The sequence below is a fragment of the Paraburkholderia haematera genome (assembly GCF_905220975.1).
GTDB classification, from domain to species: Bacteria; Pseudomonadota; Gammaproteobacteria; order Burkholderiales; family Burkholderiaceae; genus Paraburkholderia; species Paraburkholderia haematera.
Genome location: NZ_CAJNBK010000029.1, coordinates 15,254 through 29,241, shown reverse-complemented (window position 1 = coordinate 29,241; position 13,988 = coordinate 15,254). Strand labels below are relative to the sequence as shown.

The 13,988-nt window shown below is 64.1% G+C and carries 13 protein-coding genes; 3 read left to right on the top strand and 10 right to left on the bottom strand.

Features of this window, described 5'->3' with window-relative positions:
* Positions 1–45: 45 nt before the first annotated feature.
* Entirely contained in the window at positions 46–1,779 is a 1,734-nt protein-coding gene (locus KHO23_RS30335) for an IlvD/Edd family dehydratase (protein ID WP_211616076.1), read from the top strand.
* A gap of 253 nt (positions 1,780–2,032) precedes the next feature.
* Here KHO23_RS30335 and sap1 read toward each other — a convergent pair whose 3' ends face one another.
* Both sap1 and speG read right to left on the bottom strand, forming a co-directional pair.
* Entirely contained in the window at positions 2,033–2,371 is a 339-nt protein-coding gene (gene sap1 / locus KHO23_RS30330) for a surface attachment protein Sap1 (protein WP_211616074.1), read from the bottom strand.
* A gap of 444 nt (positions 2,372–2,815) precedes the next feature.
* Positions 2,816–3,358, bottom strand: a complete 543-nt coding sequence (gene speG / locus KHO23_RS30325) for a spermidine N1-acetyltransferase (protein WP_211616072.1) — start codon at positions 3,356–3,358, stop codon at positions 2,816–2,818.
* Positions 3,359–3,605: 247 nt separating this feature from the next.
* Here speG and KHO23_RS30320 point away from each other — a divergent pair, with 247 nt between their 5' ends.
* Positions 3,606–3,824 (top strand): hypothetical protein, encoded by a 219-nt coding sequence (locus KHO23_RS30320; RefSeq protein WP_407946087.1) that lies wholly within the window; start codon positions 3,606–3,608, stop codon positions 3,822–3,824.
* A gap of 247 nt (positions 3,825–4,071) precedes the next feature.
* On the opposite strand, the gene KHO23_RS30315 is transcribed toward KHO23_RS30320, so the two are convergent.
* Both KHO23_RS30315 and KHO23_RS30310 read right to left on the bottom strand, forming a co-directional pair.
* The gene (locus tag KHO23_RS30315; protein WP_211616070.1) at positions 4,072–4,497 is read right to left on the bottom strand and encodes an HIT family protein; all 426 of its coding nucleotides are present in this window, start codon (positions 4,495–4,497) and stop codon (positions 4,072–4,074) included.
* 82 nt (positions 4,498–4,579) lie between these two features.
* Positions 4,580–5,515 (bottom strand): GlxA family transcriptional regulator, encoded by a 936-nt coding sequence (locus KHO23_RS30310; RefSeq protein WP_211616068.1) that lies wholly within the window; start codon positions 5,513–5,515, stop codon positions 4,580–4,582.
* A gap of 177 nt (positions 5,516–5,692) precedes the next feature.
* On the opposite strand from KHO23_RS30310, the gene KHO23_RS30305 reads away from it, so the two are divergent.
* The gene (locus tag KHO23_RS30305) at positions 5,693–6,508 is read left to right on the top strand and encodes an SDR family NAD(P)-dependent oxidoreductase (RefSeq protein ID WP_211616066.1); all 816 of its coding nucleotides are present in this window, start codon (positions 5,693–5,695) and stop codon (positions 6,506–6,508) included.
* 103 nt (positions 6,509–6,611) lie between these two features.
* On the opposite strand, the gene KHO23_RS30300 is transcribed toward KHO23_RS30305, so the two are convergent.
* The 6 genes from KHO23_RS30300 to KHO23_RS30275 all read right to left on the bottom strand — a co-directional run bounded on the left by KHO23_RS30300 (position 6,612) and on the right by KHO23_RS30275 (position 13,952).
* On the bottom strand, positions 6,612–7,721 hold the full coding sequence (locus tag KHO23_RS30300) for a diguanylate cyclase (RefSeq protein WP_328822011.1): 1,110 nt from the start codon (positions 7,719–7,721) through the stop codon (positions 6,612–6,614).
* A gap of 71 nt (positions 7,722–7,792) precedes the next feature.
* Complete coding sequence (gene cheB / locus KHO23_RS30295) at positions 7,793–8,809, bottom strand: chemotaxis response regulator protein-glutamate methylesterase (RefSeq protein ID WP_211616064.1); 1,017 nt, start codon at positions 8,807–8,809, stop codon at positions 7,793–7,795.
* A 17-nt stretch (positions 8,810–8,826) separates the two neighbouring features.
* Positions 8,827–11,337 carry a hybrid sensor histidine kinase/response regulator gene (locus KHO23_RS30290; protein ID WP_211616062.1) on the bottom strand — a complete coding sequence of 837 codons (2,511 nt, stop codon included), beginning with the start codon at positions 11,335–11,337 and terminating at the stop codon, positions 8,827–8,829.
* A complete protein-coding gene (locus KHO23_RS30285) occupies positions 11,334–12,008 on the bottom strand; it encodes a chemotaxis protein CheW (RefSeq protein WP_236067052.1) in 675 nt (224 codons plus the stop codon). Before KHO23_RS30285 ends, KHO23_RS30290 begins: the two co-directional genes overlap by 4 nt.
* Before the next feature lie 10 nt (positions 12,009–12,018).
* The gene (locus KHO23_RS30280; protein ID WP_211616058.1) at positions 12,019–13,491 is read right to left on the bottom strand and encodes a CheR family methyltransferase; all 1,473 of its coding nucleotides are present in this window, start codon (positions 13,489–13,491) and stop codon (positions 12,019–12,021) included.
* Entirely contained in the window at positions 13,488–13,952 is a 465-nt protein-coding gene (locus KHO23_RS30275) for a chemotaxis protein CheW (protein ID WP_211616056.1), read from the bottom strand. The genes KHO23_RS30280 and KHO23_RS30275 overlap by 4 nt, the downstream gene beginning before the upstream one ends.
* Between the last annotated feature and the right edge of the window lie 36 nt (positions 13,953–13,988).

Genomic DNA, 13,988 nt, shown 5'->3' with positions numbered 1-13,988 from the left:
CGCTGACGCGCGCCCCGCCCCACATGCTTGCCAACAGGAGATTTCATGGCTGATTCCAACCAGACTAAAAAGCCGCTGCGCAGCCAGGCGTGGTTCGGCCTCAAAGACCGCGACGGTTTTCTGCATCGCTCGTGGATGAAAAACCAGGGCATTCCGCACGACGAATTCGACGGGCGGCCGGTGATCGGCATCTGCAATACGTGGTCCGAACTGACGCCTTGCAATGCCCATTTTCGCGAGCTCGCCGAGTACGTGAAAAAAGGCGTGCACGAAGCGGGCGGTTTGCCGCTCGAGTTTCCGGTGATGTCGCTCGGCGAAACCAATTTGCGGCCTACCGCGATGCTGTTTCGCAACCTCGCTTCGATGGACGTCGAGGAGTCGATTCGCGGCAATCCGATGGACGGCGTGATTCTGCTGGTCGGCTGCGATAAGACGACGCCCGCGCTGCTGATGGGTGCGGCGTCGTGCAATTTGCCGGCGCTTGCCGTTTCCGGCGGCCCGATGCTCAATGGCCGCTTTCGCGGCAAGAACATCGGCTCCGGCACGGGTGTCTGGCAGATGTCCGAGGAAGTGCGCGCCGGGACGATGACGCAGGAAGAATTCACCGAAGCCGAATCCTGCATGAACCGCTCGCGCGGCCATTGCATGACGATGGGCACCGCGTCGACGATGGCTTCGATGGTCGAGTCGCTCGGCATGGGCTTGCCGCACAATGCGGCGATTCCCGCGGTCGATGCACGCCGGCAGGTGCTCGCGCATCTGGCTGGGCGGCGCATCGTCGATATGGTCCGCGAGGACCTGACGATGGACAAGATCCTCACGCGCCAGGCGTTTGAAAACGCGATCCGCACAAACGCGGCGATCGGCGGCTCGACCAATGCGGTCGTTCATCTGATCGCGCTGGCCAAGCGCATCGGCGTGCCGCTTTCGCTGGAGGACTGGGAGCTCGGTTCGAACGTGCCGTGTCTGGTGAATCTGCAGCCGTCAGGCGAATTCCTGATGGAAGACTTTTACTACGCGGGCGGCTTGCCCGCGGTGCTCAAGCAACTCGGCGAGCAAGGCCTGCTGCACCGCGAAGCGCTGACGGTGAACGGCAAGACGATCTGGGACAACGTGCGCAACGCGCCGAATCACGATGAGAAGGTGATCACGCGCTTCGCCGAGCCGTTCAAGCCGAAGGCCGGCATTGCGGTGCTCAAGGGCAACCTGGCGCCGAACGGCGCGGTGATCAAGCCCTCGGCCGCGACGCCGCAACTGCTGAAGCATCGCGGCCGCGCGGTGGTGTTCGAGAATATCGAAGAATTGCACGCGAAGATCGACGACGAATCGCTCGATATCGACGAGCACTGCATCATGGTGCTCAAGGGGGCGGGGCCGAAGGGTTATCCAGGCTTTGCGGAAGTCGGCAACATGCCGCTGCCGAAGAAGGTGCTGCAAAAAGGTATCACGGACATGGTGCGCATTTCCGACGGCCGCATGAGCGGCACGGCGTATGGCTCGGTGGTGCTGCATGTATCGCCCGAAGCGGCCGCGGGCGGGCCGCTCGCGTTCGTGCAAACCGGCGACATGATCGAACTCGACGTCGACGCGCGCCGTCTCCATCTGGACGTCACCGACGAAGAGCTCGCGCGGCGCCGTGCCGCGTGGCAGCCGCCTGCGCCGCCCACGCGCGGCTACTACAAGCTCTACGTCGAACACGTGCTGCAAGCGGATCAGGGCGCGGATCTCGACTTCCTGGTCGGATCGAGCGGCGCGCCGGTGCCGCGCGATTCGCATTGATCGCCATGTGACCGGCTGGACGTTTCTCCCTGCGCTTTGCGAGAAGGCGTATTGCCGATGCGGACCGAAAGCCCGCATCGGCTTTTTTCATCGTCTTCACACCATGGAAAAAGCTAGCGGCAATAAAAACGGCCGGGCATGCCATGCCCAGCCGTTTTATAACTCACAGGTTCCCAACCGCCCACTTTTAAAGTCGGAGGGTCGATGGCACAAATAAAAACCCCGGCATTTCGCCGGGGCATGGGTGTTCGGCTTACTGCTTGATAAATCGATCGTTTGCCCAGAGGCCTTGTGTATCGCTATTGGCGGCATTCACGAATTCGACATCGTGGCCGACCACGCGCACAACGCGGAAACTCGAGTTCTCAGGCGTTGAGACGCACTGATATCCGGAGAAGAATTCCTGCATCTTTTGCTGTTCACCGGCTTGCGCATGCACATCGGCGGCGTCGAGTTTATCCTTCGACAGGCAACCATACGCGTTGGCCTTGAACTGAATGGTTTGCTGCGGCTTTACCATGACGTCTTGCGCCTGAACAGAAGCGGCAGCCAAACCCGCAATGGCGAAAACAAGGGCGATTCGCGTCTTCATTTTTTCCTCCGGTGCGGGTTGAATTACTCAGGTTAGCTATGTATTTAACTTTAACGTCGAACCCGCACGTTGCACTTTAGGAGAACGCGAGAGAACGACAAGCACATCTTGTGTGCGGTCGCAACAGCGGCGAATTGTCGCACCACCTGTCGCACCCGCTTAAACCTTGAGCAGCGGCTTAAACAGGGCGGATTGAAACGGATAACTAAAAGACGGGCAGGGCGCACCGCTTTAACCAGTAAAGCTTTGCGGCACATATTCGCGTAAACGAGAGGCACCAATTAAGTGAATTAATACAATTAACGGATGGACTTGGTGCATTGCACACAAAGTCATTCCTCCGACTAATAAAAAATCACGAAATAACGGTGTGTATACAGAAGATAAACGGTGCCAGGTGTGCCAGGTGACGCAACATGGCGCCCCTGGCAACGCTGGTTGAGCTCACTCGCCGTTCTGATGGGCCTTGAAGAACTCGGACTGGAACATGCACATGCGCAACGCATTGTGATAACGGCCATTGCCGAAAAATTCCTCGATCAGCTCGGCCTCGTGCCGGAAACCGCACTTCTCATAGACGTGGATGGCAGCGGTATTCGACTTGTCGACGATCAGGTAGACCTTGCGCAGGTTCAGCACCGAAAACGCATAGTCGATAGCAAGCCGCGTGGCGACGGTGGCGTAGCCGCGGCCCTGCGCAACTGGCGCGATGATGATCTGGAACTCGCCGCGCCGGTGGATATAGTCCAGCTCGATCAACTCGACGACGCCAACGGTCTGGCCGCCATTGTCGATCGCCACGAAGCGTCGCTCGCGCAGATCGTGCACGTGCTGGTCATACAGCTGCGTCAGTTCAGAGAACGTTTCATAGGGCTCTTCGAACCAGTAACGCATGATCTTCGCGTTGTTGTTCACTTCGTGAACGAAGCGCAGATCGGTGCGCTCGAGCGGGCGCAGGGTCAGTTCGCTGCTGCGTTCGATAGTCATTGGATTCCCCTTGAGAATTATTGATTTGAGTGCGCAAGCTCAATGCGGGAGCTCGCGGCTTGCGTTTCCTGTTAGTCCGGGCTCGGCGCGGGGAGTTCTTGCAAGGTCCAGTTCCTGCGCAGGTCGTTCTTGCAAAGCGCGAGGCGCCGCGCGGGTTCGGCCGGGGTGGGGCGTCGCGTTGTCGCAGGCCGGTTATCGCAAATTTGTGAGGGGCCCGGCACCGTACGGGCACATGCGGTGCTCTACAATGAATCATGCTCTAGCGATGGAGGCTACCGTGATCGAGCACTTGATATTGGGCGCCTTTCTGGTCGTCCCGCTACTCATCGTCGCGTTTCTTTTCTCCGATGAATTGTGGCAGGAGCATCGCCATCTGCACGATCTGCACGATTTGCGGACGGTGCCGGCGAAACCGCGCCGCATCGACTGGCGGCATCCGCTGCGGCGCACGCGGCATCGGCTTTGAGCCGGTGGTGAGTCGCCAGTGAGCCGCATGGATCGTCGTGCTGCAAGTGTCGCCGTGAGGCGAGGGCAATTCACGAACTCGACCCGCAAATAAAAAAGCCTGCCGTTTCGGGCAGGCTAAGAAGAGATCCACACTCAATGCCTTGCGGGTACAAGGCAGACGCCAGTCTAGCCGGACAGGGCGTACGGCTGGTTTCACCGGCCATTACACATATTACGGGGCATGACCGGTTGCGCCGCGCCCGGCGTCAGTGAGCGCGCCAATGGTCGCGAATGCGCGTGGCCAGCGCTTCGAGCGTGGCCGCATCGGCGACTTCGCGCGCATGCATGCGCAGCGGCTGCCCTTCCCAGCGCGGGATCACGTGAAAATGCACGTGCGGCACCGTTTGTCCCGCCGCTGCGCCGTTGAATTGTCCGATGAACACACCGTCGGGGCGCAAGGCCGCACGAACGGCGATGGCGAGCTTCTGTGTCATGCGCATGCAGGCCACCGTCGAGGCGTCCGACAACTCGAAAATCTCAACCGCCGCTTCCTTCGGCACGATCAGCATGTGGCCGTCCGCTTGCGGCATCAGATCCATGAAGGCCAGCGCCGCATCGCTTTCCGCCACTTTGATGCAGGGTAGTTCGCCGCGCAGAATCTTCGCGAAGGGATTGCTGTCGTCGTAGTTCATCACGCGTCCTCTAGGTTGCCGTAGGGTTCAAGGTAGAACTGCTCTCGGCGATATTCTCCACCACCTCTGTTACAGCGCACAGCTACAACGCGCGGGCTGCGCGTTTGATCGCTTGCGGCGGCTGGCCGAACGCGCGCAAAAACGCGCGCCGCATCCGTTCGGTGTCGACGAAACCGGTTTCGGCAGCGACGGCTTCCATCGAGTGACGGCCCGCTTCGAGCATGGCGCGCGCGGCCTCCACACGCAGCGCCTCGATGGCTTTGGCCGGCGATTGGCGCGTTTCGTCGCGAAAGGCGCGGCTGAACTGACGGGGGCTCAGATGCGCGACGTCGGCGAGCTGCTCGACCGTCAACGGCTCGCGCAGATGGCTCTTTGCGTATGACAGCGCGTCCTGAATGCGGTCGGACTTCGGTTCCAGGTCGAGCATGGCCGAGAACTGCGACTGGCCGCCCGTGCGCCGGTGATAAACCACAAGCTTCTTGGCGATGGCGCGCGATACCGCGACGCCGAGGTCGCTTTCGATCAGCGCCAGGCACAGGTCGATGCACGCCGTCATGCCGGCCGAGGTCCACACCGAGCCGTCGACGATAAAGATGCGGTCTTCGTCGATACGGGTATCGGGGAAGCGCTGTTGCAATTCGCGGGCGTGGTACCAGTGGGTCGTGGCATGCCGGCCGTCGAGGATGCCTGCTTCGGCCAGCACGAAAGCGCCCGTGCAGATGCTGGTGGTGCGGCGCGAGGCGGCGAGGGCGTCGTTCAAAAACGCCAGCAAGCCCGCCGATGACGGCTCGATCTGCATCGCGCCGGTCACAACCACCGTGTCATACGCCGGATCGCCAAACGGTTGCGTGGCGATCTCGACGCCCGATGAGCTGCGCACCATCCCGCCCCGTTCGGAGATGACGTCCACCTTGTACTCCGGCTGCCCGGCTTCGAGGTTCGCCAGCTCGAACACGGAGATCGCCACCATATCGAGGATCTGGAAGCCGGGGAAAACCACCACGCCGACGCGTCTCATTGCGATGTCCCAAAACGAGGCAAATACGACATTTGAGACAAGAGGCTACGCGCCTAGACTCCTCTCGTCAACACCGCGATGCTCACAAAAAAGGCACAGCGGCGGAAGTTTCGGTTTGTCCCCATTCATCGATCAGGGCTCACGCGTGACGCGCAAAGCCCGCAAGGAGAGTTTCAGATGGCAACGCAAGCAAACAAGGGCACGGCATTGATCACGGGCGCGTCGTCGGGTATCGGCGCGGTTTATGCGGACCGCCTCGCGCGCCGCGGCTACGACCTGATTCTGGTGGCGCGCGACGTCAAGCGCCTGACCGGCGTGGCCGAGCGCCTTGCCGGCGAAACCGGCCGCCATGTCGATATCGTCGCCGCCGATCTCACCGACAAAGCCGATACGCGCCGCATCGAAGAGCGTCTGCGGACCGACCGCAGCATCACGATGCTGGTCAACAACGCGGGCGTTGGCGCGACGGCTTCGCTGATCGACTCGGACGTGGATCAGCTCGAACGCATGATCGACCTGAATGTGACGGCGCTGACGCGCCTGACGGCGGCGGCGGTGCCCGGTTTCGTGGCGCGGGGCAACGGTATCGTGATCAATATCTCGTCGATCGTCGCGCTGTCGCCGGAGACGCTGAACGGCACCTACAGCGGCACCAAGGCCTATGTGCTGAACCTGACGCAGTCGCTGCATCATGAAGTGGGCGACAAGGGCGTGCAGTTGCAGGCCGTGCTGCCCGGCGCCACCAGTACCGCGTTCTGGGACCGCGCCGGTCTCGCGGTCGAACATCTTCCCACGCAGATCGTGATGACCGCCGAGGACATGGTGGACGCCGCGCTTGCCGGCCTCGATCAGGGTGAGCTGGTGACCATCCCGTCGCTGCCGGATGGCGCCGATTGGGAGCGCTTCAACAACGCTCGCCAGCACCTGCAGCCGAACCTGTCGCATAAGCTGCCGGCCGCGCGTTACACGCGCGGATCAGCGGCGGCCAAGTGACTACCTGGTGATCGCGTGAGGCCACGTGACGTGCGCCTCGTGCCGTCATCCCGTCGATAAAGGCGGCGAAGCGCGTGTGGGTATGGCCCTGTGGCAATCCGGATCAGCCGCTTACCGCCACCTGATTCTTTCCATCGCGTTTCGCCCGATACAGCCCGACGTCGGCGGCTTCGATCAACATTGTCACCGGTTCGGATCCGGAAGGCACGATCATCGCCGCGCCGATGCTGATCGTCACAACGCCGCTTGTCGAACCCGCATGCGGAATGCCGAGCCCTTCGATTGCAAGGCGGATCTTTTCAGCGAGCAAGCGCAATCCACCCGACGACGCACCCGGCAACACCACCGCAAACTCTTCACCGCCGAACCGCGCCGCGAGATCGGGCGAGCGGCCCAGGCACGACTCGATGGTATGGGCAACGCGCTTGAGGACTTCGTCGCCGGCGACGTGCCCATAGGTGTCGTTGTAGGCTTTGAAGTTATCCACGTCGATCATCAGAAAACCGAGGCCGGTCTTGTCGCGCGTGCCGCGACGCCATTCGGCGGCCAGATACTGATCGAGGTAACGGCGATTCGACAGACCCGTCAAACCGTCCGAATGCGTGAGCCGCTGCAGTTCCAGATTGGTCGCGAGCAACTGCTGTTGCGACTGACGCAGGGCCTGATAGGCCTCGTCGCGCTGTAGCAGGTTCAGATACGAGCGCGAGTGATAGCGAATCCGTGCGATCAGCTCGATGCGATCCGGCAGCTTCACGAGGTAGTCGTTGGCGCCCGCAGCGAAGGCCGCGCTTTTCACGAGCGGCTCTTCCTTGGTCGATAGCACGATGATCGGAATATCGCGCGTCGCCGGATTTTGCCGGTATTGCCGCACGAGGGTGAGGCCGTCGGTGCCCGGCATGACGAGGTCTTGCAGGATCACCGTCGCGCGGGTTTCCTGCGCGCAGCGCACCGCTTCTTCGGGCGAGGCGCAGTAGTGAAAATCGACACTCCCTTCGCCGGCCAGCGCCTGGCGGATCGCCTCGGCGATGATCGCCTGATCGTCGACCAGCAGCACCATGATTGGGCACTCGGCCGCGGGCGGATTGCCGAGGATGCGCGCCAATGCGTCGTCGATGGCGCTGTTGGGCGCGTCCGCCGCGTACACCTGCGCGTTCGCGTCGTGTTCTGCGAGGTCCGGCGCGGTGGCGTTCTGAAGCGGTTTGGAAGTGTCCATGTGGGTCAGCCAGAATAAATGTCAATAAGTCGTAGCGGGCTCATGTGCGGCTAGTGTGCGCTTACCGGGCCTCAACGTGCACCGACGGCGGCGGCGAGTGCCGCGGCAATACGGGGCAGCGGCAGAATCGCGGTGGCGGCGTCGAGCGCCGCGGCCGCCTTCGGCATGCCGTACACGGCGCAGGTCGCCTCGTCTTGCGCAATGGTGTGATAACCCTTGGTGCGCATCGCCTTGAGGCCGATCGCGCCGTCGCGGCCCATGCCGGTCAGCAGCACGCCGATCGCCCGAGCCGGCCAGCGCGCCACGACGCTATGAAAAAACACGTCGACGGAAGGCCGATAGGGCGTTTCGGCCGGCACGTCCGTATAGCCGAGCACGTTGGGTAATTTCAAGTGCAGATGATCGTCGGTGGCGGCGAGCAGGACGACGCCCGCTTGCGGCCGGTCGCCTTCGCTCGCGATCCGCACCGGCAGCGCCGATTGCTGATTCAGCCAGTCAGCCATGCCTGCGGCGAACGCCGCGTCGACGTGCTGGACGATGACGATGGCAGCCGGGAAATCTTTCGGCAAGTCGGCGAGCAGCGTGGCAAGGGCCGCCGGGCCGCCCGCCGAAGCGCCGATCGCCACCAGCGGCGTGTCGCGAGTCGTCACGCTTGCCGGACCCGCCGCCGCCGCGGCGCCTGGCGTATTGCGCTCCGCGACCAGCGCGCCGATGCGGTCGATCTTCGCGATCAGGGTGGCGATGCTCTTGTGCGCGTCCGGGCCGCTCAGCGAGGGCGTATCGACCGCATCGAGCGCGCCCGCGCCCATGGCTTCGTAGACGCGCCACGCGTTCGCGCCCACGTCGACGGTCACGATCAAAATCGCGCACGGCGCTTTCGCCATGATGCGGCGCGTGGCTTCGATGCCGTCGACGTTCGGCATCACGAGGTCCATCAGCACGATGTCGGGCCGTTGCGCGGTGCAGAAATCGACCGCCTGCTGGCCGTCCTGCGCGACCCACAGCACGTCGTAGTCGTGGCGCGCGGCAAGCGCGCGGCGCAGCGCTTCGACGGCGAGGGGCAGGTCATTGACGATTCCGATTTTCATCCGTTTTACCCGTGGGTTTAGCCGTAAGCTTCGCCGATCAGATCGCGCACTGCATCGAGCAACGCTTCGTCATGGAAACTGCCTTTCGCGAGATAGTAATCCGCGCCCGCGTTCAGGCCGGCGCGGCGGTCCTCTTCACGATCCTTGTACGAGACGATCATCACCGGTAGCGCCTGCAGTTGCGGATCGCGTTTGATGAGCGTGACGAGTTCGATGCCGTCCATGCGCGGCATATCGATGTCGGTAATCACGAGGTCGAAGCGCTCGGCGCGCACCGCGTTCCAGCCGTCCATGCCGTCGACGGCGATCGTCACGTCGTAGCCGCGCGTCGCCAGCAGCTTGCGTTCGAGTTCGCGCACGGTGAGCGAATCGTCGACCACCAGCACGCGCCGCGTGACGCGCCGGGCAGTGAGGGCGGCGCCGTGCTGCGTGTGTTTCAGATCGCCTCCGGCCACCAGTCTCTCGACGGAGCGCAGCCAGTCGTCGACATCCGCGATCAGCACCGGGTCGCCGTTTTCCATCAACGCGCCGGCGGTGATGTTCCTGATCTTGCCGAGGCGCGGGTCGAGCGGCTGCACGACCAGCATCCGCTCGCCGAGAAAGCGATCGACCACCACGCCGTAGGTTTCCTCGCCGTCGCCGATCACGATCATGCTGACGGTGTCGGCTTCGTTGGCGGGTGGCGCCGTGTCGAGAATCTGGTGCGCGGTGACGACGCCAATGCGGCGGCCGTCGAAGGCAATGTGCTGATGGCCTTCGAGCAATTCGATATCCGCGCGGCTCACGTGCAGCGTGCGGTTCACATGCGCAAGCGGCACGGCGTACGGCTCGCCCGCGACTTCGACGAGCAGGCTGCGGATCACCGAGAGCGTGAGCGGCAGCTGCAACTGCACACGCGTGCCGGCGCCGGGTTCCTGCGTGATGCGCACCGCGCCACGCACGCGTTTGACGACGTCGTACACCGCGTCGAGTCCAACGCCGCGGCCCGAGACTTCGGTGACCTGGTCGCGCAGCGAGAAGCCGGGCAGGAACAGGAATTCGAGCAGTTCGGTCTCGGACATTCGCGCGGCCGTTTCAGCGCTCGCCAGCTTTTTGCGGACAATCGACGTGCGCAACGCGTCGAGGTCGATGCCCGCGCCGTCGTCGGTAACGGTGATGAGGAGCGCGCCGGCGGTGTGGCGCGCGTCGAGCGTCAGCGTGCCTTCTTCGGGCTTGCCGTGCGCGAGACGTATCGCAGGCGCTTCGATGCCGTGGTCGATCGCATTGCGCAGCATGTGGCCGAGCGGCGCTTCGAGCAGATCGAGGATGTCGCGGTCCACCTGAGTCGATTCACCGACCAGTTGCCAGCGGACCTTCTTGCCGAGCGAGCGCGCGACGTCGCGCACCATGCGCGCGAGACCGCCGGTGCCGTCGCCGAAGGGGCGCATCCGGCATTGCAGCGCGGCGTCGTAAAGCTGCTGCGACAGATGTGTCGAGCGGCGGTCGAAGTTCTCCAGATCGGCCAGACGCTCGGCGAGCAGATGCTGCGATTCCGCGGTGAGGCGTCGCAATTCTTCGAGCGCGGCATGCGCGCGCGGGTCGAGCTTCAGGTCGGCGAGCGTTTCGTGCAACTGATCCAGCGCGCGTGCGCCGTCACGTTGGACGCGCTTGACGCGCAGCATCGATTGAGCGAAGGGTTTGAGCCAGCGCGATTCGACCAGTGACTCGCCGGATAAGGAGAGTAGCCGGTCGAGGTTGTCGGCGCGTACGCGCAGCATGCGGCCGGGGTCGGTGGCTGGGAGGCTTGCTTCGTTCGGGGCCGATGCGGTTGCTGCCGACGACCCAGAGGTGTTTGCAGGAACGGCCGGGGTTGCGGCGGCGGACGCAGAGGCGCTTGCAGAAGCGAACGGGGTTGCAGAGGCGGGCGCGGACTCATTTGCAGTCGTGCTGGCCGGTTCGGTCGAGGCGGACGCCGCTTCGGCGCGCAGGGCGTTGGCCAGCAGATTGAATGCGGCGTCGGCGTCATGGTCAGCGTCGGCGGATGCGGCTTGTGGTTCGGTGGCTACGCTGGCTGCGGATCCAGATGCCGATCCGGCGACGCGAGCAGGATGCGCGGCAGCCGCCGGAACAGCCTCCCGCCGCAATGCCGCGCCATGCGGCACGACACCCGCCATACGCGCTTGCAACGACGCCACGCACGCACTGACCGCGTCACGCGCCGACTCGTCCTCGTCATTGCCGATGCGCGCAACGATATCGACACCGCGCAACAACTCGTCGATCCAGGCGGCATCGAGCAACGCGCGTCCTTCCTGCGCCGCGACAAAACAATCTTCCATCGCGTGCGCGAGTTCGACGCCAACCTGCACACCGACGATCCGCGCCGCGCCCTTCAGCGAATGCGCCGCGCGCATGCAGGCTTCGAGCGCGGCGGCATCGCGCGGCGCTCGGTCGAGAGTCAGCAGGCCGTCGTTGAGCACGCGTGCCTGGGTGCGCGCCTCTTCGCGGAAGAGATCGATCAGCGACGGGCGGCGCGGGTCGTCCGTCATCCGAGACTCCGGTTCAAGGTATCGAACAATGCATCGGCGTCGAGCAGGCCGACCGTCATGCCGCGCCACGGGGCCACGGCGCGCGTATGCGCGGCAGCCGCTTGCGAGAGTGTCGCCGGCGGAGCGCAAAAAGTAGAGATCGCGATGCGATGCACGCCATCGACCTGGTCGACGGGTAACACCGCCTGCTCTTCGTCGCGCGAAACCACCAGCAAACGCGGCAGATCGTGACGCGCCTGATCGTCGCTCGCGGCGATGTCGGCCTCGAAACCCAGCAGATGCGCGAGCGACAGGCACACCAGCAGGTCGCCCTGCACATTCACCACGCCCAGCACCGCGCGATGCTGGCGGTGCGGCAACGTATGAATCGGCCGCGTCTGCACGATGCGCTTGAAGATCGGTGTAGGCAGCGCGAGCCATTCGCCGTCAATGCGGAAAATCAGGAACGATTCACTTGCGCCTTGCGGATCATGCCTTTGCGGCAATGCCTGTAGCGCCGGCGTATCGGCGTCATGCAGCGAGAGATCCACGAGCGGAATCGGACGCTCCAGCAATTTGGCCGCGGCCGCTTCGAACACGGGGCAATTCAGACAGCGCACGTATTCGACCAGCCGCTCGCACGACGAATCGCCGCGCACGCCAATGCGGTTCCAGCAATCGTCGAAACTCACGGTGCGCTCCTCAACCACGTTGCGCTCGCTGTGCGCGCGACGCACGTTCCATCAACAGACGCGCGCCGTTGCGGTCGCCTTCGAGTTCGAGCAGCGTTGCCAGATGCGCGAGTGCTTCGGCGTGCTGCGGGTCGAGGTAGAGCGCCTTGCGATACTGGCCGCGTGCGAGATTCGTGTCGCCACCGGCGTCGGCCAGCACGCCGAGCAGATAGAACGCCTCGGCGTGCGGTGCGTGCTGTTCCAGATAAGCGTTGATCGCGTTCGCGGCTTCCGTCAGGCGGCCCGCGTCGGCCAATGCGTGCGCGGCTTGCAGCGTGTCACGCGCGGCGTGGGGCGGCGAGGTGATTTGGGGCGGCACGAGGTCCTGCGACGGCGACGCGGGTTTCAACGGGTGGGTCGCGCGACCCGGCATGCCGCTAACCGGCGAGTGCGCCCGCGTATCGTTCAGTGCCGAGGGCCGTAACGTACCGTTGGAAAACGTGAGCGGCGAACTCGCGCTGAACGCGGTGCGTGCAACCGGATCGGGCCACGCGAAAGGCTCGGCCGAGAACACTTGCAGCGGCGCGAGCGCGGGCACCGGCGAATGCGTCATGGCGAGTGCCGCGGCGGTGGCGAGCGGTGCGGTGTGCCAGCCGTTGAACTGCGCTTCAGCGGAGCCCGCGCGGTGGAACGCGAACGCCAGGGGAATCTTCGCCGACTGCATGCCATAACGCATCAACAAACCGGTTTCCGCAGGGCCGACGAACAGCGTGCCGTTTTCAGCCAGCACGTCATTGAGCGCATGCAGGGCCGTCTGTTGTGCGTCACGGTCGAAGTAAATCAGTACATTGCGGCAGAACACGAAGTCGTAGACGCCGAGCGCCGTGGCATCGAGTTGCATCAGATTGGCGCGCGAAAACCGGACCGCGTCGACGATGCGCGGAGCGAGACGCCAGCCATCTTCGGTGCGCGTGAAGTGGGCGTCGCGAAACGGGAACGCATTGCCGCGAAACGAGTTGCGGCTGTAGACGGCGCGTTGCGCGACGGCCAGCGAGCGCTCGCTGATATCCATCGCGTCGATGCGCAGATGCGCGGCGTCGACGCCAGCATCGAGCAGTGTCATCGCGATCGTGTACGGCTCTTCGCCGGTCGAGCAGGGCAGGCTCAGAATCCGCAACGGCAGCGCGGTGCCGCGCTCGTCGACGCGTTCGCGCGCGAGGCGTGCGAGTGCTTTGAACGCGTCGGCGTCGCGATAGAACCAGGTCTCCGGCACCACGACCGTTTCCACCAGTGCCTGCACCACGGCGGGCGAGGCTTGCACGGCGTCCCAGTAGTCGGCGAGGGTGGCGTCGGTGTGACCGTCCGCGCACCAGGCGGCGGCGCGCTGATCGACCGCGCGTTCGATCGCGCGATGACCGAGCGACGCTGCATCGAGCCCGATGGTTCGATGCAGCAGATCGGTGAAGCGTCGATAGAGCGGCGCGTTATCGTGATGCGCGTTCATGCGTGCGCCTCGGGAAACAGCAGGGCTTTGACGTCGTCGGGCAGCAGGTGCTCGACGCGAATCCATTGCACCAGACCGCTTGCTTCACTCGCGACCGGGCCGAGATAGCGCGCGTGCGGCATGTCGATGCCGGCGTCGTGAAACGCGTCGGCGTCGAGGCGGATGGTGCGCGTTGCGCCTTCGAGCAGCAGCGCGAGCAGGCGCACCGTGCCCGCGTGCGGATAGCGCACCAGCACGACGCGCGTCGACATCAATTGCGCGGCGGGGCGGCCGAGCGCGAGCGCCGGCAGATCGATCACCGGCAGCGGCGTGCCTTCGTGATCGAGTACGCCCGCGACCCACGACGGCGCGCCGGGGATCGTCTTGGGCGGCGACTGCGGCGTGAGCGGCATCAGACGCTCCACCTGTGTCGCGTCGATCACGTAGCGTTCGCTATCGAGCGTGAAGAGGATGAAGAGCATCGGCGTGGGCTGGGATGGCGTGTGGGTGAGTGCTTC